A 26,196-nucleotide genomic window follows, 5' to 3' on the forward strand; every position below is an offset into this window, starting at 1 on the left:
GAAGAGAGCAGGGCCGCTTTAGTCCTGCTCCAAGGAAAGTCCAATTGCAGAGCGTCTGGACGACCGAGCAAGTCTGAGAACTACGGGCAGGCGTTCATTTTGCCGGCAGCCAACACGCTGAAAGGTGCTGCAGTCCTACTTCGATAACCGGCGGCTCCTCTGATTTGCAGCGGTCAAATGCCACGGGGCAACGCGGATGGAACCGACAGCCCTTCGGCACGCGCGCGGCACTTGGAACCTCGCCTTGCAGGGCCGGCATCTCGGCGCGGCCTGCATTGGCCCCAATCTGCGGGGTAGCGTTGCGCAAGGCGACGGTATAGGGGTGGCGGGGGTTGAATGTGATCTCGTCGGCGCTACCGATCTCGACCAATTTTCCCAGATACAAGACTGCAATCCTGTCGGCGATCAACCAGGCGAGCGGCAGGTCGTGGGTAATGAACAGCAGCGCCATGTTGTGTTTGTCGCGCAAGTCAACCAGGACCTGAAGAATCTGAGCGCGTATCGAGACATCGAGCATCGACACAGGTTCATCTGCAACGATGAGCTCCGGCCGGACGGCAAGCGCTCCGGCAATCACCACCCGCTGGCGCTGCCCGCCGGATAGCTCGTGCGGGAAGCGGGCGAAGAAATCGCCGGGAGGATTGAGCCCAGCGGCCGCAAGCGCTTCGCTCACTCGGTGCGCGAGTTGTTTGCCATCCTCGACCAGCCGCAATGACCGCAGCGGCTCCGCCACGATATCGAACACCGTGTGTCGCGGGTTGAGTGCCTGATAAGCGTCCTGGAAAATCATCTGCACGCGATGTCGGTAAGGACGCAATGCCGAGGAGCCGCGCACTGAGGTCATATCCTCGCCCTCGAACAGCAACCTGCCGCCTGTCGGCTGCGCAAGCTTGGTGATGACGCGGCCCACAGTGGTCTTGCCGCTACCAGACTCCCCGACCAAGGCGACGATCTCACCCCGTCCGATGTTGAGGTCGATCCCGTCCACCGCGCGCACGGCGCCAGCAGGTCGGCCTAGGACACGGTCGAACAGCCCGCCCTGGATAGGAAAATGGACCTGCAGGCTCTCAAGACTCAGGATATCGGCGGTGTCAGGCATGGACTGCGACCTTCTTGCGAGGACCGGTGAAGGTGACAGGCGACGCGTCCGCGCCCGAACTCATCGAGGCTGGGGATTTCGGTCGCGCAAACCCCCATGGCCGACGGGCAACGCCGATGGAAGGCGCAGCCTGACGGCCGGTTCATCAAGTTGGGGGGATCACCAGGGATGGCCCTAATGATCCGTTTCCCACTCGCTGGATTCGGGATCGATTCGATCAGCAGGCGGGTGTAGGGATGTTTGGGCTGGGCGAAGATCTCGGCAACTGTTCCGTCCTCAACGATGCGGCCGGAATACATGATCAACACGCGATCACACGACTCAGCAACCACAGACAGGTCGTGGGTGATCAAAATCAGGGCGAGGCTAAGCTGCGATCGCAACTCCCCTAGCAGCTTGAGAATCTGAGCCTGTGTGATGACGTCGAGCGCCGTGGTGGGCTCATCGCCGATGATGATCGACGGGCGACATGCGAGGGCCATGGCAATCATCACCCTTTGACGCATACCGCCCGACAACTCGTGGGGATAGGCGGAACCGCGATCGGCCGGAATGCCGACAAGTCCGAGCAACTCCTTTGCTCGGGCGATTGCCTCAGCCTTCGGCATCCCGAGCTTCAGCATACACGGCTCGGCGATCTGCTTGATGATGCGATGAACGGGATTAAGCGCATTCATCGCGCCCTGGAATACAACGGACGTTTCGCTCCAGCGATGTGGCCGCATCGCCGCATCATCGTCGATCGGAAGTCGGTTGCCACGATAGCGCACTTGGCCGCCGCTGAGCCGCGCGTTGGGTGATAGCAGGCCCGCGATCGCCATTGCTGTTGTGGTCTTCCCGCTGCCCGATTCTCCGACGAGGCCAACGGCCTCTCCGGCCCGGAGCGCGAAGGTCACATTGTCGATCGCTCGCAATGAAACGCCCTTGAACCCATAGTCGACAGATAGCCCGTTGACTTCCAGAAGCGGAGCCTTCTCCTGGGAGGAGTTTGTCATGGAATAACCCTCCGCCGTGGATTGAATGTGTCGTCGAGGGCATTGCCAATCAGTACGAAGCTAAGCGAAACCGTGAGGACGCACACTCCGGGGGCACCGAGATACCACCAGGCTCCCGCACTGGCCGCACCGGCGCGTTGAGCGAGCGAAAGCAGAGTGCCCCAGGAAGGCTGCAACGGGTCGCCAAGCCCGAGGAACGAAAGCGACGTCTCCACATAAATTGCGCTGGCGACGACCAGGGCACCGTTGGCCGCGATTTGCGGCACGAGATTGGGCAGTATGTGTCGCACCATGATGCTGAGATTGCTGCTGCCCACAACGCGTGCGCGATCAATGAATGTTCGCTCCTTGAGCGACAGTGTCTGACTGCGAACGATACGTGCGACGAAGGCCCAGCTTGTCATGCCGATAACGACAAGGATCACGAAAAGAGAAGGACGGAAGCCGAGGATTTCTCTGCCCCGCCCCATCACCTCGAGAACCACGGGTGTGATGACCAGCGCCAGCACGAAGGACGGCATGACAAAAAAGAAGTCTGTCAAGCGCATCAGCCAGACGTCCACTCTGCCACCGTAGTAGCCAGCCGTCATACCGATCGTAGTCCCGACGACGAGGCTGATCAAAGTCGCCAGCAGCGCGATCGTGAGCGAAATCCGGGCACCATGGATGACCAGATTGAGCACGTCCCGCCCCACCTCGTCCGTCCCCAGCAGATGCTCGCTTGATGGGGGCACGAGGAAATCGCCGGATGCATTGATCGCAGTCTGGAGCGGTCCCACCAGAATATTGGGGACCGCCGCCACAACAAGAAAGAATACCAGACATACGAGGCCCACTTGAGCGCCGCCGTAGCTGAGAAATTGACGCAGAAAGCCTTTTGTCGCGCGCGCCCGCCCTCGGGGGGAATATCGAACTGTACTTTCACTCATTGTCGAACCCTCGGATCAAGAAGGCCGTAGGCAAGATCGGCTATGAGGTTTGCGACAACGATCGACGCACCAAGCAACAGGAATATCCCCTGAAGGACAGGATAGTCCCGTGCGTTGAGCGCGTCGACCGTGAGGCCGCCGATCCCCGGCCAGGCGAAGACGGCTTCGACGGTGATGGCACCTGCCACCACGTAGCCGAGATTGAGGGTGATCAGTGTTACGACCGGTAGCATTGCATTGCGAAATGCATGACGCATCAGCATTTGACCATTGGTCAGCCCTTTGGCCCGTGCGGTTACCATGTAATCCTCGGTGACTACGTCACTCATTGCGGCACGTGCGACCACAACGTATTGGCCGATTAGCCCAAGCGCCACCGCGGTGACCGGAAGCGTGAGATGCCGCAGATAATCAAGCGCCCAGTCAAGGGAACTGATGTTAGCGCCGGGCGAATATGCACCATAACCAGGAAGCCAGCCCAGTGCCGTACTGAAGACCACAACCAGGATCATTCCTAACCAAAACGACGGCGTCGAATAGAGGGCCAGAGAGGCTCCCGTGGCGATATGGTCGACGGCCCCTCCCTTGCGCCACCCCGCATAGATGCCGAGCAGGACCCCACAAAAGATAGCGATCATCTGGGCCAGGCCCACCAGGACAATTGTGGCGGGCAGGCGCTCCACGATCAGATCAGCGACATGCCTACCCCTGAACTTGAAGCTGTAGCCGAAATTGCCCCGGAGAGTTGCCGATAGGTAGTCGACGACTTGATCCGGAAACAGCGGCCGATCAAGACCCCAGTTTTGGCGCTGCGCCTCCATCTGCTCAGCGGTAACGCTCATGCGTGCCCCGCCCAGCAGAAGCGATGCAGGGTCGCCTGGAATGACCCTGAACAGGATGAAGTTCAGGACCGCCACCATCAGGAGGGTTATGATCGCCCTGATGAGGATGCGCCCGATGTGCCGGCTCGTCCCGCTTCCGTTCACGGCGCTGGCACCGGCTTCAGGCGATCAAACGGGAAATAGCCCCACATGGACACTGCATCCTCGGTTCCCCAGCCGTTGAAGCAATTTTTCCGATGGGCCTCGAGAATGAAAGGATAACAGAGCATGATGTAGGGCGCTTCGGTATAAATGAGGCGCGACGCTTGATCGACTAGCTTCTGGCTCTTCTCGATGTCAGGGGTCACGTCGACCTCCGCTAGCAGCGCATCGAACTTCTCATTCTTCCAGTATGAAGCGTTACCCACGCCAATAAGCTTGCTGTTACCAAGACTAAGCAGATCGTGAGGCGTGGGAGACAGCCAGCTCCCTGAAACGAGCAGGTCCCAGCCTCCGCCGCCATTTGCTGGTGCTGCCGTACGGGTGTTGAGTGCCCCGGAGTCAAGCTGAGTCACCGACACTTTAATGCCAATTTGTCCCAGCCAGCCAGCGATAAGCTGCACAGCCGCGATCGGCATTTCGAGTATGCCCGAGACGGTCCCGGTAATCATCTCGAGCTGGAGGCTGTTTCCCTCCTTGTCCTCCCGCAAGCCGTCGCGGTTTGCGTCTCGGTATCCTGCAGCATCGAGACGACGCCCGGCCTCCGCGAGATCGAAGTGGCGCCTGATGTCGTTCATGTCCGAGTAATAATCGGCCGCCAACGGCATTACCACTCCAACGCCAGGGTCGGCGTGTCCGCGCATGGCTCGATCGACGATGGCTTTCTGATCGATCGCGAATCCGATCGCATCCCGAAACGCGGGATCTTGCAGGGCCTTTGTGCTGCCTGCACCCTCCCCGGACGTAGTGTTGAAGGCCAAATAATTCCGCTGCTCGATGCGCGATTGACCGACTGCGATAGAAGGATCATTCGCAAGGTCATCCCACTGGGCAGCTGTCAGGCTTATTCCGTAGTCCAGGTCGCCGCTCTTCAGCCCCTGAGCAATAGGATCGGCGGTATTGAAGAAGCGATGGATCATGCCGGCAGTGGCCGGCCGTCCTGCGCGGAAGTATTCGTTCGGCGTCAGACGGGCAAACTGTCCCGGCTGAAACTCCGAAACGATCATGGGCCCTGTTCCCACGAGCGGCGGCTGGTTCTGAAAAGTACCGCGCGCATCAGCGTAGGATACATCTTTCCAAATGTGCTCGGGGACCATCAATATGAAGTTGTCGACCGGCCAACGAGTGGGGCTCTTGGTAACCATTTGAAGGGTCTCATCATCAAGCGCCGTAATGGACTCAATGTTCTCCAAGCCACCCGTATTGTTGTAGCCGACGTTCAATTCGTCCGGCTTGCCCATGGAGCCGCGCAAATAGTTATAGGTGAACGCCGCGTCGCGGGCAGTCGCAAGCTGACCGTCAGACCACTTCATGCCCGGCCAAATCTTGAACGTCCATGTAAGCTTGTCGTCTGCAACGGCCCATGATTCGGCAAATCCCCGCCTATCGTTGTGGCGCTGGGCGTCCACACCGACCAGGGCGTCATAAGTGAAGTACGTCGGCCAGGACGAGCTCCAAGTGGCAAAAGGATTCATAGTGTCGGGTGCTGAAATTCCGGCGATGCGCACAATGCCATCTGTGCAAGAAGAGCCGGCGAATGCCCGCGAGTTCATAACCCAAGGTAAAGCCGAACCCAAAAGCATTGCTTTCAGGACTGCACGGCGATCGAGTAACCAGCTGTTCATCAAGTAGTTCCTCCACTCTGTTCTCTTTTCGTGGCACGAACGTCAGAATTTAACGGTGCCAATCGGGAAATTTGGATATGTGCCTAGCTAGACTGCGCAATTCGGCGTTCTTCTCCTTTTTGCGCATGTTTCCGGCGGAATGGGCCGCTGGCTTGTGCGGTGTATCGCTGAACGCGGTAGCGGCCATCGATGATTTCTGCGTTCGGCAGGTGAACCCATCCGCATTCGATGGATCGGCGTTCGATTTCGCGGCCCGCCTTGGCAAGCAGCTTGCCTTTCCAGAGTCGTCAGCAACGAGATCAGCGCCTCGTGTATGGCCCGTGCCGGACACTACTCTCGTTCGTTTCTCCTATCGCTCTCGGTCTGCTACCGGCCGCCGGGTACGTCTGAGGTGAAGCTTACCGAATCGGCAGTCCGCCACGGACAAACTCAGTTCCCTTCCGACAAGGCTGAGCTCGTTGCGTGCCCCACTCGGGTGCCGGTGCTTGAGGCACTGCCCCCGGCAAGACTGGAAGGAGAATTTTGGAAGGATATTGCTCTGAATGGTAAACATTGTTGATGGACGGAGCGCCAGCAGGAATGCTGCCGATGTCGCTATGCAAAATGGGGTTGGGGGCACCGATGGTTAACTCGAGGCTATGTCCTTGTCGAACAACGTGAGCTATAGGTCCAAGCAATGACATCCGTATCTCGTAGACGTCCCCGGGCACGAGTTTCTCAAATTTGCGATAGGAATGAACCACTTCGTCGGCATAAGTCCGTGCCTCGTCGATCGCACGCAGCGAAGCGCGCAATAGGCCGGACTGCAAGAAAAGTAGGTCGCCTTCGGGATTGACGTCTTTCAACGTTAATTCCACGTCAGCGTCATCTCCATTGTCGATGCTGAGATAGAGAATTACTTCGGGGTTTCCAAGCAGGGCCATATCCGAAACGGCTGCGGCCGTCCGGTAGTTCAACACGCCTACCGCGGTCGGCTGGATCGCGAATTGCTGATTGTTTCCGTAAAGCTCTGCTCCTACCGGGTAAAGGTAGGTGCGAGCCCCTTCGTTGGGGCTAGCTTCGGGTTTGTGAGGCGAGATCGTGGCATCAGCTGTGAGATAAAATGGGTGTCGCTCGATCGCTGGTTCTGGCCACGTCTTGTGCCTAGTGACCCAGCCCGCAACCGATTTCTTAGGGTCTTGATCGGGCTCCTGGACCTCCCAATAAACGGTTACGGGCGCTTCATGTTCTATTCCATTCTTGACGCCTTTCACCCAACGATCCAAGAATTTCATACGCTCGCCGTCTACCAGGCTATAGCCGTTGGGGCCAGGTCCGGCAATTGCGTGATCGCCGTTCATCAAGACAAGCTTCTTGTGCTCCACTTTCGGCATTAGCTGAGTAAATAGCCGCGCACTCTCCCTGACCGCGCCGCCGCAGGTGTCTTGCCATGAGGCTATAAGCATTGTGGGCACAGTGACCTTGCCGGCGACCTCATCTCGAGCCAAGCAGGTCGAGTCCCAGAACTCATCCTTTAATGGGTGATTTCTGGCCTCGTCGAAGAAACGGTTTTTGACGACTTGTCGATCGCTGCCGCGAATTGCGGCGCACTCGTTATCGCCCGCGCTGATCCGATCCTCCACCCCGCTAACCTGACTGACGAACTCACTTTCGATTGCCCACCGGACCATGGCGAGTTGCAACATCCCGCCTAATTGGCTGCAGTCCTCGTAGCCGTCTTCAACGCCACTCGCTACGATGGCCCTTAGATGAGGAGGTTGTTCTGCTGCGACCCAGAATTGAACGGTACCTGCAGATGAATTGCCGACCATCCCAACATTGCTGTCGCTCCAGGGCTGTCGAGCAATCCATTCGACCACTTCGGCGCCATAAATTCCTTCCTTGGAGTCACACCAACGCTCAAGGATGCCCTCCGAGCAACCTGTGGCGGGAAAGTTGGCCCCCACGAAAGCGTAACCAGCTTCGAGGAACGGCTTCGCAAGGCTGAAGGGGGACGCACTCGCAGCGTACGGGTTGTAAAGGAATACGGTAGGATAACGGCCCGAATTTTTCCGCCATGAAATATAGGCGATGCGCGTTCCGTCCTCCATAGGCACGTAGCCCAGATCACGCACCACGTCAGCTTCGGTAAGGGCGTTGACTAGCTTCATCTTGGACCGTCCATTCCTCCCTGCGCTTAGAAAGTTGTCAGCGCGAAATCTTGTTCGTCGGTAAGCTCTTCGAATTGCGCGCGACTGATGCTCCAAGGCGAACGCTACAACCAGCGCCAAAATGCTCCCGAAAACAAATCTAACCATGAAGGCCTGGGCAAACGTCGTCAAATTCCGTTTCTATATTACTCCGATCTAAGATCAAGATGGACGACAAAGTGCTCTCCACAAACTGCCTACGCGATAGCGGAAGTTGTCGTCACTGGCCGCGAAGCCTAACGACGATCGCGTCCAACACCAGCGCGTCATGAATGATGACGTCGGCTTACGTCGCCTGGGCAATGCGCGTAGCGTCAGAAGGTCTCCGGCGCCGGCACCAGCACCGACCTGTGCGATTTGGCCCGAGGCCGCGGGTTTGACACAATGATCAAGAGGTGTCCTTAGTCCAAACCTGACGAATGGAGGACTTGACGCCAGCACGCCAGCTAATGCCGACTGCGGGGCATTTCATGGTTGTGGGCACGATGGGAAAGGCTCCGGGTAACCGTCGGCACTGCTCTACGGGCAATACGATGTGGAGGCAGGTCGGAAAAGACCGCGTAAGCGCCGGTGAGCAGCGGATTTGCTGCCCACCGGGCACATCCGCCTCGGAGAAGAGGCGCTGCTTAGTTAAATGCCGGCCATGAGCATGAGCTTCAGTTCCGTGTACTCTTCGATGCCGTGGCGGGATCCTTCGCGACCGATGCCCGACTCCTTGACGCCCCCGAAAGGAGCGAGTTCGGTCGAGAGACGCCCGCTGTTGATTGCGACCATGCCGTACTCAAGGGCCTCTGCGACACGCCAGATGCGGCCGATATCGCGTGCATAAAAGTAGGCGGCGAGGCCGAAATCGGTGTCGTTCGCCATCGCGATCACGTCCTTTTCATCGCTGAATCGGAACAACGGGGCAAGCGGTCCGAACGTCTCTTCTCGGGCGACCTTCATCGACTGGGTGACGTCGGAAAGCACCGTCGGCTTGTAGAAGGTGCCACCTAGCCCGAAAAATTCACGGCGGGTTGGCGGATGTGGCGCAAGCCGTTGAAATGACGTAGGATTTGGTTGCTAAGGCCGATCCGAATCATTTCCCGGAGACCACACCCGCCATGAATGATCTTACCCTGCCGCTGAGCGGTTTGTCATCAGTGGGCGGCAAGTCCGTCGTCGCCCGTTTCGACGGCGGCATGTTGTCCTCCAACTGTGGCGTTCTGGTGCTGGCCGAGGTGGAAAAACGACTGCGGGTGGCCGACCGTCTGGCGCGTTGCATCGATGATCCGCGCTGCCCGGACCAGGTGGTCCACAGCCTGGCGGACATGATCGGCTTTCGCATGAAGATGATCGCCGCCGGCTATGAGGATGGCAACGACGCCAACCGGCTGCGCTCCGATCCGGTCTTCAAGATGGCCCAGGATGCGCTGCCGTCGGGTCGGGATCTGGCCTCGCAATCGACGCTGTGCCGGCTGGAGAACCTGCCCGGCGTGCGGGAGCTGGTCGCCATGGGGCGGGCGATGGTCGACCTCTATTGCGCTTCCTTCCGGCAGGTGCCGAAGCGGATTGTGCTCGACATCGACGACACGTTTGACGCCGTACATGGCGGCCAGCAATTGCGCCTGTTCAACGCGCATTACGACGAATACGGCTTCCAGCCGATCGTAGTGTTCGACGGTGCGGGCCGGTTCGTCAGCGCGATCCTGCGACCGGCCAGGCGGCCGCGCGGGGCTGAGATCTGCCCCCACCTGCGCCGCCTCGTGCGGGCGATCCGGAGCAATTGGCCGAACACACGGATCCTGATCCGGGCCGACAGCCACTACTGCGGTCCGCAGGTCATCGACTGGTGCCGCGCCAACGGTGTAGACTTCATCCTCGGCGTAGCGCCGACCACGACGCTGCGCGAGCATGTCGCGGACCTGGAAGCCCGCACGACGGCGCGCTTTGAAGCGTCGGCGAAATCGAACAAGGTCCGCCGCTTCAAGGAGTTCTTTGACGGCGCCGCCAGTTGGAGCCGCGTCGAGCGCATCATCGCCCGCGTCGAGGTCGGCGCCAAAGGAGCCGACACCCGCTTCATCGTCACCAATCTGACCAGTGGCAAGGCCAAGGCGCTCTACGAGGACCTCTACTGCCGGCGCGGCGCAGCCGAGAACCACATCAAGTCCTGGAAGACGCATCTTGCCGCCGACCGCACATCCTGCACAAGAGCGACGGCCAACCAGTTCCGGCTCTTCCTGCATGCCGGCGCCTACTGGCTAATGTGGGGCCTGCGCGCTGCGATGCCGAAACGCTCGAGCTTTGCCGTCGCCCAATTCGACACGCTGCGATTGCGCCTCATCAAAATCGCCGCGCGGGTGGTCGAGATCAAAACGCAAATCCGCCTGCACCTGCCGACATCCTGCCCCGACCAGCGTATTCTGCGCATCGTCCTCGACCGCATCCCGCGGCTCGCGACATAACCGCAGGGGCGCAGACGCCCCGAAACGAACCCGCCGACCGCAACCTGCAAACCCCGCCTGCCATCACGACGGATCACCGCCGCCGCCCGCCCAGGCTTGTCAAAATGCACCCACATCGCGACCAAATCGTCGCTTCAGGCCGCCGAAAACTCATCGCTGTGCATCAAGGCGGCTAGCTCATGACGAGCGCCCCCTGTAAGTATGCGCGCCCCCTTCGCCACAGCGTCGGCAATATGCTGCTCCACCTTCGCAACCGCGGCCGCGCTTATCAACGGTCCCTGGCCAATGCCTTCGGCCATGCCATCGCCTACCTTGAGCCGCGCAACTTCGGTCGCAAGCTTTTCGGCAAACGCATCGTAGATGGAATCTTGAACATAGATGCGGTTCGCGCACACACAGGTCTGCCCCATGTTGCGGAATTTCGATGCCATGGCCCCCGCGACGGCCGCATCGATGTCGGCGTCATCAAAGACGATGAAGGGAGCGTTGCCACCCAATTCGAGCGCGAGTTTCTTCACGGTGGTCGCGCACTGCGCCATCAGGAGCTTCCCGACCGCCGTGGAACCGGTGAAACTCAGCACGCGGACATCCGGGCTATCGCAGAGTGCCTTACCGATCGCGTGAGCGTTTCCCGTGATGACATTGAGGACGCCGGGCGGCAGACCCGCCTTCTGACCGAGGGCAACAATGGCGAATGCCGTGAGCGGTGTTTCCAGCGCAGGTTTGACGATGGCCGTGCAGCCAGCCGCAAGGGCCGGGCCAACTTTGCGGGTTATCATCGCTGCCGGAAAGTTCCAGGGCGTGATCGCCGCAACGACGCCCGCTGGTTGACGGATCACCACAATGCGGCCGTCCTGGATGTGGCTTGGAATTGTCTCTCCATAGATCCGCTTTGCTTCTTCGGCGTAGAATTCCAAAAAGGAGGCCGCGTAGAGGATCTCAGCCCTGGCTTCCCCTAACGGTTTGCCCTGTTCGCTGGTTAGTATCCGAGCCAACTCGTCGGCATGTTCCACCACGAGATCATGCCATCGGCGCAAAGTCGTCGATCGTTCCTTGGCGAGGAGCCCTGCCCAAGCCGGGAACGCGCGCTTGGCCGCTGCGATGGCCTTGGCAGTCTCTGCGGCGCCGAAATCGGGAACCTTCGCAATTTCTTCGTTGGTGGAGGGATTGAGCACCGACAATTCAGGTTCACCCACCCATTCGCCATCCACGAGGCATTGCGCCGGCCAGCGCTCTCGCATCTCGGACCTCTTGGTTGTCTTGATGCGTTCAGCGATTTCGCCAGCAGCGCGCTTGGCCAGTTCAATGTCAGGCATAATCATGTGATTCCAACCTTGGTCGGGGTGATAGTGACTGGGCTCATGCGGGGAGCGAACTCCCTCCGTTCACGTCGATGATCGCTCCAACGAATGGATCCGCATGAAGAAGTCACGAACGGACGCATGATCCCGGAGGTCGGCGGGGCCGGGCTAGCAGGCGGCGTCCGGACGGCATTTCCTTGCGAACCGCCTGCTCCGCGGCTCGGGTGGGATCCGCGTTCTGGCCGAAAAGCCACGTCCGCACCGGCGACGCGCAGTCGGCGACCCAAGCCAATCCAATTCCCGACGACCCTCCTGAGACAACGGCAACCTTGGTGAAAGGCGCCGTCGTCATACCAGTTCCGATGGTTCGCCAAGGGTGCCCGTAAAAAGGGAGATCGGTGGGTGCGCATCAGGATCGGTGATGACTTCGATGAGCACCGGCGTCTTCGAGGACAGAGCGCGGTCAAGGGCAGACCCAATGTCGCCCGGATTTTTGACTGTGATCCCTTGGCAGCCGCAGGCCTTGGCCAGAGCAGCATGGTCGACGGGGGCGAAGTGACAGGCTGTCGTATAGCCGCCGAATTTTACGGTCTCGGCATCTTTTTGGAAGCCGAGCACGCCGTTGTTGAGCACGATCACCGTGAGGTTGATTTCGGACCGCACGAGCGTTTCGAGTTCTCCCCAGCTATGGGCGAACCCGCCGTCTCCGACGAATACGACAACAGGACTGTCGGGTCTTGCCAGCTTGGCGCCCATGCCGAGTGGCAAGCCCCATCCCAGACCTGCCAGGCCGCGTGGAGCGATGAACCGCTGTCCTGCCCGAAGTGTGCGGAGCTGACCGACGATCCACATTGAAGAATAACTCGCGTCTGCCACGACGATGGTTTCCGGCGTCATACGCGATTGCAGGTCGCGCATGATGCGTTCCGGCCTCAACGGCGTCTGGTTGCTGCCGCTGAAGATGCTGCGATCCTGCTCAAATTGCTCCCAGGCTTCGGCGATGCGACGTTCAAGCAATACCTTCTTGGCCGAGCGATTGGAGAGATCCTCCGATCGAAGCGCTGCAGTCAGGGCTTGAATTGTAGTGGCGACGTCTCCGACGAGGCGGACAGACTGGTAGTTTCTGCCGATCTCGCAAGGATCGATGTCAAGGTGAACGACCGTCGCCGTAGAAGGAATCGAGCGCCAGCTATCGGTTCCGTTCTGGTTGGTCCTGGTGCCGACGAGAAAGACGAGATCTGCCTCATCCATTAAGGCGCGCGTGCGATAGCCGAGAGATCTTGGGCCGTTCAGCCCCCCACTTACGCCGCAAGTCAGGGGCGCGTGCTCATCGACAGCGCCTTTGCCCATATTTGTTGTGAACACGGGCAAATGGGCGGTGCTCTGCAGCTCCGCGAGCGCTTTGCTCGCGGCCGGCGAAACCGCGCCGCCTCCGGCCAGCACCACGGGCGACTCGGCGCGAGCGAGCAACTTGGCCACCGCCGCGAGCGCCTCGTCGCTCGGGCGGATGGGATCAAGGGGCCACGTGCCGTATTTCCCTGTCCGACCGCGTACGCCAGCCGGAACATTCTCGCGGAGCAGGTCGGCCGGAAGAATGAGCACGGCTGGGCCAGGTCGGCCACTGGTGGCCGCGATAAACGCGGAGTCGACATGGTCCTCGATCCGATCGGCCGTTATCACCCGTCGCGTCCATTTGGAACAAGCCGAGAAAAGGGCGATGTGGTCCAGTTCTTGGAATGCGTTCCGGTCGAGCTGGTGGCGCTCGACCTCCTGCACCAAGGCCACCACCGGAATACTCGCCTTAATCGCTTCGGATAGCGGCGGTACGAGCAACGTTGCGGCAGGCCCATTTTGGGCACACACGACGCCGACTTTGCCCGATATGCGGGAGTAACCATCGGCCATGGCCCCACCCATATTTTCCTGGCGGTAGGCGATCTGCCGGATTCCGATCTTTTCGCATGCCAGAACCACCGCCGAGGGCAGGCTCTGGGCAAAAATCATCTCGACGCTGTTGCGTTGCAGTGCTGCTGCAATCCGTTCGGCTACAGTTTCTACGGACATTACTCCGGTTTCTCCATATTGTTGATGTCGGCTGCGTGTTCGTGGAGGAAGAGACGAAACAGGTCGGATATCGTGTCGACCTCGGTCTCTCCCATCGGTGTTGACAGGCACGCGGCAGCCCCATTCGGCAAAATGACACCGTGCCGGGAAAAGAAGCGGGAGAGCGTCCTTAGGACGGCGTTTTGGGCTGGATTGGTTGCCGTGTCCCTGAACTCACGCGGTTTCCGCCGCGTCGGATGAATTCGAAACAGGGAGCCGGCTCCGGTAACTGCAAACGGAGCGTCGCGTTGGCCAATGATCTCGGTGAGGTTGGCACGCAGCCGCTCCCCCAGTCCGTCGAGGCGAGCGAACGCTGCTTTGTCCAAGGCGCGCATTGCGGCGATGCCGGCTACAATCGATAGTGGATTGGCCGAGAACGTTCCGCCCTGTGGCAGGAGGGGGCGCCCGGACTTGGCGCTGAAGACCTGCATAACCTCCTCGCGTCCGCCGATAGCACCGATGGGCAGCCCACCGCCGATTATCTTGCCCATGGTGATCAGGTCGGGCTTCAGCCCGTATCGCGCCGATGCGCCGTGGTAGCCTTGGCGCAGGTTCAACACTTCGTCAGCGATGATGAGCACACCGTGATGGCGGCAGAGCCGATGCAGCGCCTCCAGGAAGCCAGGGTTCGGCGCTATCAGGCCAGCGCGGCTCGGCATCGGATCGATTACGACCGCTGCGATCCAATGCGCATGGGCCTGGAGCTTCTTCTCGAGCAGCTCAGTGTCATTGAAGCGCAGCACAAGCGTCTCTTGGAGAACGCTTTCCGGCATTCCCTTGTACAACGGCACCGAGACCGGATCGTCGGCAAGTCCCCAGTTCTCCGGGCTTGCCGACTGGCTGACTTCAACCCAGTCATAGGCGCCGTGGTAGGCTCCCTCGAACTTGGCGATTCCGGCCTTGCCGGTGAGAGCTCGTGCCGCCTTGATAGCGAACATTACGGCTTCAGTGCCGGTGTTTACAAATCGAACGCGATCGACATTCGGAATCCGCTCGCAAAGGATACTCGCCAGCTCGATTTCCATCTTCGTCGGATTGGCAAAGCAGCTGCCGCTCGCCAGCTGCCGATAGACCGCCTCGACGACAGGTTTGAACGCATGTCCGTGGATGAGGGTCGTAAAATTCCCGTTCAAATCAAGATAGCGGTTTCCGTCGACATCGAAGAGATAAGCGCCTTCGCCTCGCTCCATGTACTTCGGAATTGGATCGCGTTCGATCGTTACCCGGCTCGTACCGTCGGGAAATACCGACATCGCGCGTGCGAACGCTTCCTCCGAGTGGGTCAAGGCCGGCGTTTCGTGCCGAACTTCTGCGTTTGATTGCGTAGTCATTGATATCCCCCTCGCACCTCGTGCCATATCGGCAAGGCCGCCGATGCGAGCGCTGATGCGACTGCGCTTTCCACCGTTTGCTCGGTCACTCCCATTGAGATTGTTTCCAAGTTTCATGAATGGCATCCACGAGGGCGGCGGCTAAATCTTGGACATCGGTCTTGCTCATCGGTGTCGAGAGCGCGCCGGAGCAATTCGGCGTCATCAGAAAACCCCGTTCCAGCATTGCGTGGTGAACCTTTGCCAGCGCAGTCTTCTGCACGGGGCTCGGGAACGAAGTCCGGTAGTTTCGGATAACTTCAGTCTTCAGATGGAGCCGAAAGAGGGAGCTCATGCCCGTAACTTGCGCGGGGAGTTCGCGCCTTCGGAGTTGCTCAGTGATTTCGCTACGAAGCATATCGCCCATCCGGTTAAGACGGGCCACGGCATCCATAGTGTATGATTGCAGCGCCGCCAGCCCAGCTGTCATGCTGAGCGGGTTGGCGCTGAACGTGCCGCCGTGGGAGACGGCTGGCTTGCCCTTGGTGTGATCGAAGACCGCCATGTGTGACGCAGGCCCTGCGACGGCCCCAACAGGCAAGCCTCCGCCGATGATCTTTCCCAAAGCCACCAAATCCGGCTCAAAGCCGAACGTGGCATGGGCGCCATGATAACCGATGCGGTATGAAACGACCTCGTCGATCACAAGCAGGATGCCGTAGCGGTTACAGCAATCCTGGATGACCTCCCGCACATCCGCGTCCATCGGAACCATACCGACGCGGGAGGCGAGCGGATCGACGAGGATCGCGGCGAGACGCTCATGGTGTGCACGGATGAGCTCTCTGCACGTCTCGGGCTCGTTGTAGGGGAGGACCAGAACCTCCGCGGCGGTGGAGACGGGAGTTCCCTTGGCGTAGAGCACACTCTTGGGTGATGAATCGCCCCAGTTCATTGGAGCAGAATCAAGGCTGACTTCCACATAGTCGTAAGCGCCGTGATATGCGCCCTCAAACTTCGCGATCATCGGGCGTCCTGTAATCGCGCGCGCGGCCTTGACGGCGTACATGACAGCCTCGGTGCCGGAGCTCGTGAAGCGGACCTGCTCAAGCCTTGGCGATCGCGCGCTGATCGCTTCCGCAAGGCTGGTCTCGCTCGTAGTCGGAAGCCCGAATGCGGTGCCGTCGTTCAGGACCTTGTGCAGCGCCTCAATCACCGGCGGAAAGGCATGGCCGTGAACGAGCGAGAAGAAGTTGTTTGCGCAGTCGAAGACCTTCCTGCCGTCTGCGTCGGTGATCCAGCAGCCGGCTGCAGACACAGCATAAGGCGGCTGGGGAGCGAAAAAAGGGGCAGCACGCATGCTTCCGCCTGGTGTGATCCTTAGTGCTCGTTGAAACTCGTCGCGAGACTTCGGCCCAACGACCTCTCCCCGGTTATGGCCTAAGCTTGAAATGGGCAGCACGTCCGAACTCCTTGACCACTTTTGTTGAGATGGCGACTGGATCACATGAACCAATTTATGTCAATCAGGATCAAATGCTTCATTTCCATACACGCACTCCTACTCTGCTTCCGAGGTTACGTTCGGGACTAACCCCCGCTGCCCGCAAACTAGAGGGCCGAGCAGCGCGACTTTTTCGAGTTGCGCGGCCGGGCCTTAAGGCGTGGGGCAGCGTACCCCCAAAAGCTCTTGCCTTCGCGCTTCGGTGGCCAAAAGGTCGACTGCAAGCAAATTGGAGCCGAGGACGACGCCGTAGACGTCCCTGGCCATCTCAGGGCTCACAATGTCGTCTACCACGTCGCGCTGAACTGCGAGGGGATCCCGCCTGAGCGGATCTCCGAAGCCGCCACCACCCGGGGAGCTGACGTCCACCCTTGCGGATCCCAATTGCATGATTCCATATTGTGGAACGGCAATCGCTTCGCCGTCGTCCAACAGCGTCACGGCGATTGTGCCTTTCACCCCCGGCTCGCCGCCTACGATGCCATAGCCGGTTGGTTTGCGGCTGCCTTCACTGCGAAACGAGTACTCTGCGGGCTGATATGTCGAGGCGGAGTATTCAAGGCCGGTTCCGCCGCGAAACTCGCCTGCCCCCCCGCTGTCCTTTCGCATCTCGGAGCGATGAATCTTTACGGGATAGATCTGCTCGTAGGTCTCGACATTAGGCAGGTTCATCCCGCCGAGGGTGCAGAGCTGTCCGGCCGCAGGGAAGCCATCGCGCCCCCGGACGGCTCCTGCCCCGGACGACCCGTTCCAGTGATACATCACGTAAGTTCTGCCATCGTCTTTCTGTCCCGACGAAATGCAGTAGCAAGTCTTTCCCCAGCCGGCATAGCCTTCCAAAGGCATGGCGGTCGCAAGGGCGCGCCATACGGCGTGGACGATCTCGCTCGTCGGATGCACGGTGTTCATCGTCATTGGCGCCGGCGGAAGGGCATTTACGACAGTGCCGGGCGGTGCCTCGATCGTCATCTGCCGCATGGCGCCCTGGTTTTGCGGTACGCGCCCGTTGAAGAACGACATCACCGCGAGGAAGACCGCCGAACTCGTATTGGCAATCGAGCTGTTCTTGAAGCCGCGGATTTGCGGCGCGCTGCCAGAGAAGTCGACATGCAGATGCTCATTCTTTACCGTAAGGGTGACGCGAACGGGCACGTCCATCGACTCAAAGCAGTCAGTGTCGGAAACATCCTCGCCATAGTAGACCCCCTCGGGAATTGTGCGGATCATCTCCTTCATCAGTGTCTGTGCATGATCAAGGATCGCGCTGAAAACCCCCTCAGTTTCAGAGAGACCATACTCGCGAGCGAGCGCGACAACCCTGTCGCGCCCGGTGCGCGTCGAGCCAACCATGGCGGCAAGATCACCGTCAAGAAGATCCGAGGTGCGGCTGTTAAGCAGAAGGAGGCGCCAAAGGTCTTCGCGCACACGGCCGCGCTCGAAGAGGCGGAGGACGGGAAGCCGGATGCCTTCATGAAAAATCTCTGTCGCGGCAGCATTGTACGTTCCCGCTGCACCCCCACCGATGTCGGATTGATGCGCCCTATTGCTCGCAAACCCAAGAAACCTGTCATCGACGATGATCGGGCGGATTATCGTCCAGTCCGGAAGATGGTTTCCTCCCGCTTCGTAGGGATCGCTCAGCAGGAAGACGTCGCCATCGTGAAGATCACCGCCATAGTCGCGAAGTACCGCGCGAACGGCAAAATCGCCTCCCCCCGTATGGATCGGAAGACCGTCGGCGACGGATAGCGCATCGCCTCGGGCATTGCTCAGGAAGCAGGAGAAGTCGTGGCTCTCGCTGAAGATCGGGCTCTGCGCGGTCCGCGTCATCGCCCAGCCCATGTAGCGAGAGATGTGATCCAAACGCTTCTGCACCAGCGTCATCATGATCGGGTCGACGGCCATGGTCATCACTCCGAAATAGAAAGTTTAATAGAATAGTTCCCGCCCTCATCGACCTTCAGCATGTCCGCCGCTCCGAGGAGAATGGTCGTCGTCAGTTCCTCGATGACGGCGGGGCCTGTTATCCTCGCCCCGGGACTTAGCGTCGAGGGAGAGAACACGGGCGCATCGACGAAGCCAGTGCGAGTGTCGATCCATATGCTGCGGGTGCTACTTGCCTGCGGGCTTTCAGCCGTCGCGCCGGCGGCTTCCAGCGCAAGCGCGGGGAACCGGCCCTTGCCGATAAGATGAAAGGCTACGATTTGTACCTCGTTGCGTTCCTGCACGTAGCCGTAGATGCTCGAGAACTCTTCCTCGAAGCGATGCCGCAGCGTCTGCTTGCTGTCCGTACCGCCGAAGAACGGCACCCGCACTGTCCATTGTTGGCCGCGATATCGTAGCTCCAAGAAGCAATCGATGACGATTGCCTCGCTGGAGAAGCTTTCAAGAAGCCGGCCGCGTTCTTCGTCCTCACGTTTAGCAACCTGTTCGGAAATCCGCGCAAGCGTCTCATCCGAAAGCTCGACCATGCAGGATTGAATGAGGTCGTGACGAATATTGGAATTGCACATTCCAAACGCGCAGAAGACGCCGGCAAGCCGGGGTACGAACACCGACCGGCATCCTAGAAGCCGAGCGACTGCCACACCGTGGAGCGCTCCGGCGCCTCCGCAAGCAACGAGCGTCAGGGCTTGAGGGTTGACGCCGCGCTCGCTAGACATCCGCTCCATTGCGTGCAGCATGTTCTGTTCGGCGAGGCGGATGATGCCGATCGCTGCCCCTTCAACCGTCAGACCCAGCGGTTGCGCCACGTGCTTGGCGATCGCTTCATGCGCGAATTCCGAGCAAATGTTGACCGATCCGTCCGCGTAGGCGCCGGGCCGGAGTCGCCCCAACACCACGTGGGCATCGGTGACCGTGGCCATCGTTCCCCCAAGCCCGTAGCAGGCCGGGCCCGGGCGCGAGCCGGCACCCTGCGGTCCGACTTGGAGCATGCCGCCAGCATCGACATAGGCGATCGTGCCGCCACCGGTGCCGACCGTATTGATTTCAACGCTCGCCGTGATCGCCGGGTACCCGGCAATGTCAAGCCGGGTAGTCTCACCAACCTTTCCCCGGTCATAAAGCATGACATCGCAACTCGTCCCGCCAATCTCCATAGTGATGAGACCGCCAAGACCATCTTTCCCAGAGAAATAGTCGAGCGCGCCGACACCAGCGGCCGGCCCTGAGAGGAGCAAGGAAACCGGGCGCTGTTCTATATCGTCTATAAAGGCCGCGCCCCCGTTGCTTTGAACGAGAAGAAGCCTATTCGACATCCCGAGTTCACTGAGGCGTTCGTCGAGCTGTCGGAGATAGGGAACCACCCTTGGACCAATATAGGCGTTGACGACAGCCGTCGAGGAACGTTCGTACTCGCCCATGACCGCCGCGAGCTTCGCCGATCCGCAAACAAAGCAATCCGGCATTGCCTCGCGAAGGTAACGAACGCAAAGTTCTTCATTGGCATCATTAAGGTAGCTGTTGATAAAGCAGACTGCGACCGCCTGAACGCCGGCCGCCTCGAAACGTGCGATGGCGTCATCGAGATCTGCCCGATCGACTTCAGCTTCGATGCGTCCGTCCTTCAGCACCCGTTCGGTTACCGGCCTGCGCAGCCAGCGTGGCACTAGCACATCGGGCCAGGGCGTCCGATAGTCCCATACGTTCTCGCGGAAGCCGCGGCGGATCTCGATTGCATCGCGGAAGCCTCGAGTGACAAGCATGCCCGTCCTTGCGCCCTTTCCTTCAAGGAGAGTGTTGGTGGCGATAGTGGTACCATGGACGAAATGGGTGCATGACGACAGGAACTCTCGGATCGTAAGTCCCTGGCTCTCCGCCAGCGCGGAAACGCCGGCAAGCACGCCTAAGGATGGATCGTCTGGTGTAGATGCGGTCTTATGTATGCGAATGCCGGAGCGCGAGCCGACGGCGACGACATCGGTGAAGGTACCGCCAACGTCGATCCCAACCCTCCAGGTTTCCTTCGTCAATTCCGATTCTCCTCTGGGTTCTCTCGACCGGCAGCGCGATACTGTCGTGCCGATGTGCTTTCCACGTTGGCTTGACTGCCCCTTCGGAAGAGGCCGACTCCATGTCATGACTCGGATGAGGCCGTTGATTAGGGTTACGCGTAATGGATCATGTAGTTCACTTTTAGTCAACAAGGATCATTTGCTTCCTAGCGAAATTCATGGCACCGTGTTTTGAAAAATGAGACATAGCTTGGATGAACCCAAAACCGCTCGACATAGATACGAAGCTGCGGCAGCTTATGCCCGAGGCTAGAGGACCTGCGGCTGCCGCGATCCAGTTCCTCATTGCCCATCGCGACGAAATACCATTTCGCTCTATGCGTGAGCTTGCTAAGCGCGCACGAGTTCCTTCGGTAACGCTGGTGCGGTTGGCGCAGAGCCTTGGATACAAGGGTTTCGACGAACTCCGCGAAGTGTATATAGCTGCATTAATGAACGGTCAGCGCAGTAACAGAGGCCGCGCTGCTGAACTCGTATCCCTTGGCCAGAAGGAAGGCGCGCTCGGTTTTGCCGCACAGTTCGCTGAGCGGGAAATCGAGGCTCAAAAAGCGGCGGTTGCCGGCCTGAGCGAGAAGGAACTTAAAGCTGCGACGCAGACGTTAGTGGAAGCTGCGCGAGTTTTTGTGATTGGCCGCCGTCCTTTCTTTGCCGCAGCTTATTCATTTTCGTATTCCTTACGGAAGGCGAAGCCGAACACTCACTTACTGGACGTCGGTGGAGGATCGGCATTGGAGCTCGATGGGCTCACGCCGAACGATGTGATCATCGGCTTCACTTCATATCCTTACAGTCGGGTCACCTTAAGCGTCGCGAAAAGTGCCAAAGCCCAAGGTGCCACGGTTATTGCCATCACTGACAGCGAGAACGCGCCAATTGCGGCTTTTGCCGACCATCTTTTTCTGATGACGGCACGCAGCTACGCCTTTCCGGACTCCATTGCAGGCGCTTATCTCATCGGGAATATTCTTGTTGCGCTCATCGTCTCAAGGCTGGGCGCGGAAGCACTAACACGCATTCAGCGCAACGAACTCGAAATCCGCGGAACGGGAGAGTATCTCGCGGAACCCAGCCGCAAAATCTCAACGCGTTAAAAGTGCGTGTTCCGATGATCGAAGGGCTATTCCAATCTGAAGCCGGGCTTCGATTTGAGCCGGACAGTTGCTGCTCCCCTGGGGCCGTGAGCTTCGCAGGATGGAGATCCAGCTGGCCGTCGAACAAGTCCCGGCACCGCTTCAGGGTGTCGGGGCGATCCTGCTCCAGTGTGTGGGCGGACTTTGTTCGAATGTCCAGCCGTGGCCGCGAAGCCAGGCGCTCAAGGCGCTGCGGCTGATCCGCACCGAATGCGGCGATGAGCCGCTCCACCAACTCGTTCAGCGTGATGTCCTTGCGCTCCCCGATCAGCCGTACCCATCCGGTGAAGACCGCAGACGTGCGTATCCGGCGGCCAAGAGCACCTGATCACCGCGGTGCTGGGGTCAAGCTTTCGATGGGGAGACGCGATGATGTTGTTCGAGGAGGAGTTCGACCTCCTCGATGCCTTCATCGGTGAAGGCTAAGATCCCGTCGTCGTTGGCGCCCTAAACGCAGATGACGCCGTCCTCGGGCTCGAGACCGAGGGCCAGGTCCTGGATGAGCGCTTCTCGGACGCCGAGGTCCCTGGCGACACGTTCGACGGGGTAGACGTGATGCACCTTATTGCGCTGCATGATCAGGCCGCCGCTGGTTGGGTCCGCGGTTTTGCGGATCTCCAATTCCAAGGCAGCACATCATCGGTCCGATGGGCCGGATAGACGGGCAAGTCGGGCGAGGACGTCGGCGAGCCAGGCCTGAGGGTCAATGTCGTTCATCTTGGCGCTGACGATCATGCTGTAGAGAACGGCAGCGCGCTGTCCGCCGCGATCGGAACCGCAGAACAGCCACGACTTTCTGGCGAGAGCGATGCCCGCAGGGCTTGCTCGGCTGCATTGCTCGATAGGCAGATCCGCCCATCGTCGAGGAACCGGGTGAAGGATGACCAGTGGCGCAGCATGTAGAAGGCCTTGGTCAGATCGTATCCGCGCGAGAGCTTGTCGCGCGACTCGATCATCCAGCGCTCGAGTTCGGTGACCAGCGGCACGCTCCGCTCTTTGCGCATGGCGCCGGCGACAAGGCCGTTGATCTCGCGCTCGATATCCAAAGGGCATCGATGCGCTCCACGGCTTCAACCGCCAGCGGATAGACCAGGTTGGGCTCCTCGCTACGCGCCTTCTTGCGCGCCGCCGCTTCGATATCGGCCAGCGCGAACACTTTGCGCCCGCTGTGGGCCGAGCAGCTGGCTTCCAGAACAGGCGCCGGCTGACGGCCCGTCGCATAGAGATGGCCATAACCACCATAGGCATCGGCCTGCAGAATGCCGCTCCTGCCGGCGAGATGCGCCGCGGGATGTACGCCTGGGCGATCGCGGGAATAGTAGAACACTGCCGCCGGCGGAGGCGCCGCCGAATGGTCGGTCATCGCGCACATAGATCCACAATCGGCCGATATCGGTCTTGCCCTTGGCCAGCACCGGCACCGTCGTGTCGTCGCCGTGCAGACGTGAAGCGGCCAGCACATGGGCTTCGAGCCGCTTGAACAGCGGCACCAGCACCGCGGCGCCGGCGCCGTTCCACCCACCCCGCGGGGCTGGGCCGGTCCTGGCCCGCTGGCGATGATCCTGTTCGAGAATTTCGGACAGCATCAGCCGCTCAACCGCCAGTCTGAACGTTATGCCCTCGAAGGCGTGCCGCTCAGCCTGTCGACCTTGGCCGACCAGGTCGGAGCCTGGCGGATCGTCTCGCAGTCGCGGCAGGTGAACTTCTCCCGCACGTGCTGGATCACCTTCCATTGCCGCGGCACCACCTCCAGCGTCTCGGTGATCCTCACCCAGCTTGCCCAGCCGATGACCGCCGCAGCAGTGGCAAGCGGTCGGCGCCGGCTCGACCACGCGTCCGCGCGGCAGATGCTCGGGAAATGGCGGCGGGCCGGTCGTTTGCGCACACAAGGCGCCACCTCCCTGGTCCGGGCCGCGGCCTATTCGGCGGCGATCTCGTCTTCCGTCGCCGTGCTCTCGAGTTCCTCGAAGGTGAGCTCCATCTGGTCGTGCAGGCGGGCTGAGCGCTCAGAACTCTGACCATGCAGCGCGAGCGGCCTCGTCTTCGGCTCTGGCCAGCGCTGCTCTCAGCGCGCCGATATCGTCCGGAACAGCAACCTAGAGCACGTCCTGTTTAATTTGGGTCATATCCGGCGGCCTGGAAGTAGTTGGCGCATTCGGCTGGCGTGAACTGATCAAGGAGTGAGCCGACCGCATCCCACAGAGCGGTGATGGTTCTCTCGGCCTTGGCGCGTAGGAGCGCCTTGAGTTTTGAGAAGGCATTCTCGATCGGATTAAAGTCGGGGCTATAGATGGGGTATTCGGCTTAGCGCCCTCTCTTCAAGGCTTCGTGTGGAGAGGCGCTGCGCTTCGAGTTGATGATAGACGTGGTCTGTTCAGGAACAGCCACAAGCATCAGGAAAGGAAGCGCGGCATGGACCATTATGCGGGGTTAGACGTTTCGGTGAAAGAGACGTCAGTATGCATCATCGACGAAACAGGCAAGGTTTGCCGTGAAGTGAAGGTCCCGAGCCACCCGGATGACCTTATCCGGGCTCTGCAGGACCCAACCTGGCAACTGGCGCGCGTAGGGCTTGAGGCTGGGCCATTGTCGCAATGGCTGTTCAGCGGACTGGCGGCAGCCGGCTTGCCGGCGATCTGTATTGAGACACGGCACACGAAGGCGTTTCTAAAGGCGCAGGTCAATAAGAGCGATCGCAATGATGCCCGCGGCATTGCACAGATGATGCGGGTCAATCTGTTCCGGCCGGTGCACGTCAAGACGCTGACCAGCCAGAAACGCCGTGTCCTTTTGAGCGCCCGTAAGTTGCTGCAGGAGAAGGCAGTTGCCTTCGAGAACGACATCCGCGGTTTGTTGCGCAACTTTGGGCTCAAGGTCGGCACCGTCGGTGCAGTCAATTTTGAAGAGCGAATTCGCGAACTCGTCGAGGACGAGCCTGAGATCGGCGACATCATCGAGCCGTTGCTGGCCGCCCGGCGGAAACTGCGCGAAGAGTTCGCGAAACTCCATCGGAAGCTGCTGTCGATCGTCCGAGGTGACGAGGTTTGCAGGCGCTTGATGACGATCCCCGGCGTCGGACCTGTCGTCTCTCTGGCCTTCAGTTCCACAATCGATGTTCCGGCCCGCTTCAGCAGCTCGAAGGCCGTTGGTCCAGCGTTGGGTCTGACGCCGGTACTCAATCAGTCCGGCGAAAGTCGTCGCGTCGGCCGCGTCTCACTATGCGGCGACGGCATGATGCGCACGCTCCTCTATGAAGCCGCCCAATGCCTGCTGACGCGTGTGACGAAATGGTCTTGGTTGAAAGCCTGGGCGATGAATGTCGCCAAACGACGGGGTCGTCAGAAGGCCGTCGTCGCGTTGGCGCGGCGACTGGCAGTGATCATGCATCGCATGTGGAGCAACGGGACCGAATTCCGCTGGACGAGGGAAAGTATGTCGGCAGTTGCTTGACGGGTCTTCGGGAAGGAGAATAACATTCCGCCAGCCGGCGGAAAGACGTCCTTCGCGGGACGATGGATGAGATGAGTTCGTTGCCGCCCTGGTTCCGACCGCATATTGCGATCAGGACGCGCTGTAGATTGTTCCGTCTTGTCCTTCTAATCCCATATTGGGAGGGCCGAGACGCGCGCCGATCCCGGAGAGAAGCAAGAGCCCGCGAGAGACATCACAAGCCGGCAGAGTAGAATACTCGAAAGTGCTTGACCTCAACACGCCGAATAGAGAAGGGCGGCAGGAACATGAGCCTTGCGCCGGCGGTCTCGATCGCGTCCCGAACGCCGGCCGCCTTGTGGGCGGGCAGGTTGTCCATCACGACGATGTCGCCCTCCGACAGGGTCGGGACCAGCACCTGCTCGACATAGGCCAGGAACACGTTGCCGTTCATGGCGCCGTCGTAGACGAATGGGGCGATCATGCCCGTCAGCCGCAGTGCGCCGGTGAAAGTGGTGGTTTTCCAATGGCCGTGCGGCACGCCTGCCCGGCAGCGCTCACCGCATGGCGCACGGCCCCGCAGCCGGGCCATCTTGGTCGATAATCCAGTTTCATCGATGAACACCAGCTTTGCCGGATCGAGATCGAGTTGGCCGTCGAACCACGCGCGACGACGCTTCAGGATGTCGGGACGATCCTGCTCCAGTGCATGTGCGGACTTTTTTGAACGTCCAGCCGTGCTGGCCAAGCCAGGCGCTTAAGGCACTGCGACTGATCCGAGCCGATCGTTCGACCGCCAGCCGTTCCACCATCTCATTAAGCGTGATGTCCTTGCGTTCATCGATCAGCCCGACGAGGAAGGCTTCATGCGTATCGAGGCTGGACCCGCGTCGGCGGCCTTGTCGCCTCGGCCCCAGTTCGCCGATCTTTGCCCGAGCGATCCAACGGATCGCACTCGATATACCAACCCCGAACCGCGCCGCAGCCCGCCGGGCCGACATGCCGGCGTCCGAGGCCTGCAGAACCCGAGACCGAAGATCTTCGCTCAATGCTCTTCCCATCATCCACCTCATGAAAGTGGA

General features: G+C 60.1%; 16 protein-coding genes and 8 pseudogenes. 4 read left to right on the top strand and 20 right to left on the bottom strand.

The features are described 5' to 3' along the window. Positions 1-94: 94 nt before the first annotated feature. The 7 genes and pseudogenes from AC56QX_RS38525 to AC56QX_RS38555 all read right to left on the bottom strand — a co-directional run. Positions 95-1,099 carry an ABC transporter ATP-binding protein gene (locus AC56QX_RS38525; protein WP_497118530.1) on the bottom strand — a complete coding sequence of 335 codons (1,005 nt, stop codon included), beginning with the start codon at positions 1,097-1,099 and terminating at the stop codon, positions 95-97. Beyond that, positions 1,075-2,094 (bottom strand): ABC transporter ATP-binding protein, encoded by a 1,020-nt coding sequence (locus tag AC56QX_RS38530; protein WP_497118531.1) that lies wholly within the window; start codon positions 2,092-2,094, stop codon positions 1,075-1,077. Before AC56QX_RS38530 ends, AC56QX_RS38525 begins: the two co-directional genes overlap by 25 nt. After that, the gene (locus tag AC56QX_RS38535) at positions 2,091-3,023 is read right to left on the bottom strand and encodes an ABC transporter permease (protein WP_497118532.1); all 933 of its coding nucleotides are present in this window, start codon (positions 3,021-3,023) and stop codon (positions 2,091-2,093) included. Before AC56QX_RS38535 ends, AC56QX_RS38530 begins: the two co-directional genes overlap by 4 nt. Next, positions 3,020-4,009 carry an ABC transporter permease gene (locus tag AC56QX_RS38540; RefSeq protein WP_497118533.1) on the bottom strand — a complete coding sequence of 330 codons (990 nt, stop codon included), beginning with the start codon at positions 4,007-4,009 and terminating at the stop codon, positions 3,020-3,022. The genes AC56QX_RS38535 and AC56QX_RS38540 overlap by 4 nt, the downstream gene beginning before the upstream one ends. Beyond that, entirely contained in the window at positions 4,006-5,688 is a 1,683-nt protein-coding gene (locus tag AC56QX_RS38545; RefSeq protein WP_497118534.1) for an ABC transporter substrate-binding protein, read from the bottom strand. The genes AC56QX_RS38540 and AC56QX_RS38545 overlap by 4 nt, the downstream gene beginning before the upstream one ends. Before the next feature lie 398 nt (positions 5,689-6,086). After that, positions 6,087-7,838, bottom strand: a complete 1,752-nt coding sequence (locus tag AC56QX_RS38550; protein WP_497118535.1) for a CocE/NonD family hydrolase — start codon at positions 7,836-7,838, stop codon at positions 6,087-6,089. Positions 7,839-8,507: 669 nt separating this feature from the next. Next, a pseudogene (locus AC56QX_RS38555) lies at positions 8,508-8,873 on the bottom strand (aldehyde dehydrogenase family protein); the annotation flags it as partial. A 107-nt stretch (positions 8,874-8,980) separates the two neighbouring features. Between AC56QX_RS38555 and AC56QX_RS38560 the strand changes: the two are divergent. Next, positions 8,981-10,321, top strand: coding sequence for an IS1380 family transposase (locus AC56QX_RS38560; protein WP_497112851.1), 1,341 nt, complete (start codon positions 8,981-8,983; stop codon positions 10,319-10,321). Between the two features lie 173 nt (positions 10,322-10,494). On the opposite strand, the pseudogene AC56QX_RS38565 reads toward AC56QX_RS38560, so the two are convergent. From AC56QX_RS38565 to AC56QX_RS38590, 6 genes and pseudogenes are all read right to left on the bottom strand, one after another. Beyond that, positions 10,495-11,562 (bottom strand): annotated as a pseudogene (locus AC56QX_RS38565) (aldehyde dehydrogenase family protein); the annotation flags it as partial. A gap of 408 nt (positions 11,563-11,970) precedes the next feature. Further along, the gene (locus AC56QX_RS38570; protein WP_497118536.1) at positions 11,971-13,686 is read right to left on the bottom strand and encodes an acetolactate synthase catalytic subunit; all 1,716 of its coding nucleotides are present in this window, start codon (positions 13,684-13,686) and stop codon (positions 11,971-11,973) included. Continuing rightward, the gene (locus tag AC56QX_RS38575; RefSeq protein ID WP_497118537.1) at positions 13,686-15,056 is read right to left on the bottom strand and encodes an aspartate aminotransferase family protein; all 1,371 of its coding nucleotides are present in this window, start codon (positions 15,054-15,056) and stop codon (positions 13,686-13,688) included. The genes AC56QX_RS38570 and AC56QX_RS38575 overlap by 1 nt, the downstream gene beginning before the upstream one ends. An 85-nt stretch (positions 15,057-15,141) precedes the next feature. Further along, positions 15,142-16,395, bottom strand: a complete 1,254-nt coding sequence (locus tag AC56QX_RS38580; RefSeq protein ID WP_497118538.1) for an aspartate aminotransferase family protein — start codon at positions 16,393-16,395, stop codon at positions 15,142-15,144. Between the two features lie 297 nt (positions 16,396-16,692). After that, positions 16,693-18,444, bottom strand: coding sequence for a hydantoinase B/oxoprolinase family protein (locus AC56QX_RS38585; RefSeq protein WP_497118539.1), 1,752 nt, complete (start codon positions 18,442-18,444; stop codon positions 16,693-16,695). Positions 18,445-18,449: 5 nt separating this feature from the next. Continuing rightward, complete coding sequence (locus tag AC56QX_RS38590) at positions 18,450-20,513, bottom strand: hydantoinase/oxoprolinase family protein (RefSeq protein ID WP_497118540.1); 2,064 nt, start codon at positions 20,511-20,513, stop codon at positions 18,450-18,452. A gap of 236 nt (positions 20,514-20,749) precedes the next feature. Between AC56QX_RS38590 and AC56QX_RS38595 the strand changes: the two genes are divergently transcribed. Beyond that, on the top strand, positions 20,750-21,646 hold the full coding sequence (locus AC56QX_RS38595; protein ID WP_497118541.1) for a MurR/RpiR family transcriptional regulator: 897 nt from the start codon (positions 20,750-20,752) through the stop codon (positions 21,644-21,646). A gap of 61 nt (positions 21,647-21,707) precedes the next feature. On the opposite strand, the pseudogene AC56QX_RS38600 reads toward AC56QX_RS38595, so the two are convergent. From AC56QX_RS38600 to AC56QX_RS38615, 4 genes and pseudogenes are all read right to left on the bottom strand, one after another. After that, positions 21,708-21,962 (bottom strand): annotated as a pseudogene (locus AC56QX_RS38600) (IS630 family transposase); the annotation flags it as partial. 170 nt (positions 21,963-22,132) lie between these two features. Continuing rightward, a complete protein-coding gene (locus AC56QX_RS38605) occupies positions 22,133-22,261 on the bottom strand; it encodes a hypothetical protein (protein WP_497118542.1) in 129 nt (42 codons plus the stop codon). A 2-nt stretch (positions 22,262-22,263) separates the two neighbouring features. Then, positions 22,264-22,722 (bottom strand): annotated as a pseudogene (locus tag AC56QX_RS38610) (IS66 family transposase); the annotation flags it as partial. Next, positions 22,638-23,181 (bottom strand): annotated as a pseudogene (locus AC56QX_RS38615) (IS66 family transposase). The pseudogenes AC56QX_RS38610 and AC56QX_RS38615, both read right to left, overlap by 85 nt. 4 nt (positions 23,182-23,185) lie before the next feature. On the opposite strand from AC56QX_RS38615, the pseudogene AC56QX_RS38620 reads away from it, so the two are divergent. Continuing rightward, positions 23,186-23,355, top strand: a pseudogene (locus AC56QX_RS38620) (IS66 family transposase); the annotation flags it as partial. 248 nt (positions 23,356-23,603) lie between these two features. On the opposite strand, the gene AC56QX_RS38625 reads toward AC56QX_RS38620, so the two are convergent. Both AC56QX_RS38625 and AC56QX_RS38630 read right to left on the bottom strand, forming a co-directional pair. Next, on the bottom strand, positions 23,604-23,666 hold the full coding sequence (locus AC56QX_RS38625) for a hypothetical protein (RefSeq protein ID WP_497118884.1): 63 nt from the start codon (positions 23,664-23,666) through the stop codon (positions 23,604-23,606). A 131-nt stretch (positions 23,667-23,797) separates the two neighbouring features. Further along, positions 23,798-23,980 (bottom strand): annotated as a pseudogene (locus tag AC56QX_RS38630) (IS630 family transposase); the annotation flags it as partial. 117 nt (positions 23,981-24,097) lie between these two features. Here AC56QX_RS38630 and AC56QX_RS38635 point away from each other — a divergent pair. Beyond that, complete coding sequence (locus AC56QX_RS38635; protein ID WP_497118543.1) at positions 24,098-25,135, top strand: IS110 family RNA-guided transposase; 1,038 nt, start codon at positions 24,098-24,100, stop codon at positions 25,133-25,135. 268 nt (positions 25,136-25,403) lie between these two features. Here AC56QX_RS38635 and AC56QX_RS38640 read toward each other — a convergent pair. Beyond that, positions 25,404-26,175: pseudogene (locus tag AC56QX_RS38640) on the bottom strand (IS630 family transposase); the annotation flags it as partial. Positions 26,176-26,196 lie beyond the last annotated feature (21 nt).

The organism is Mesorhizobium sp. RCAM 06353 (genome assembly GCF_059683585.1).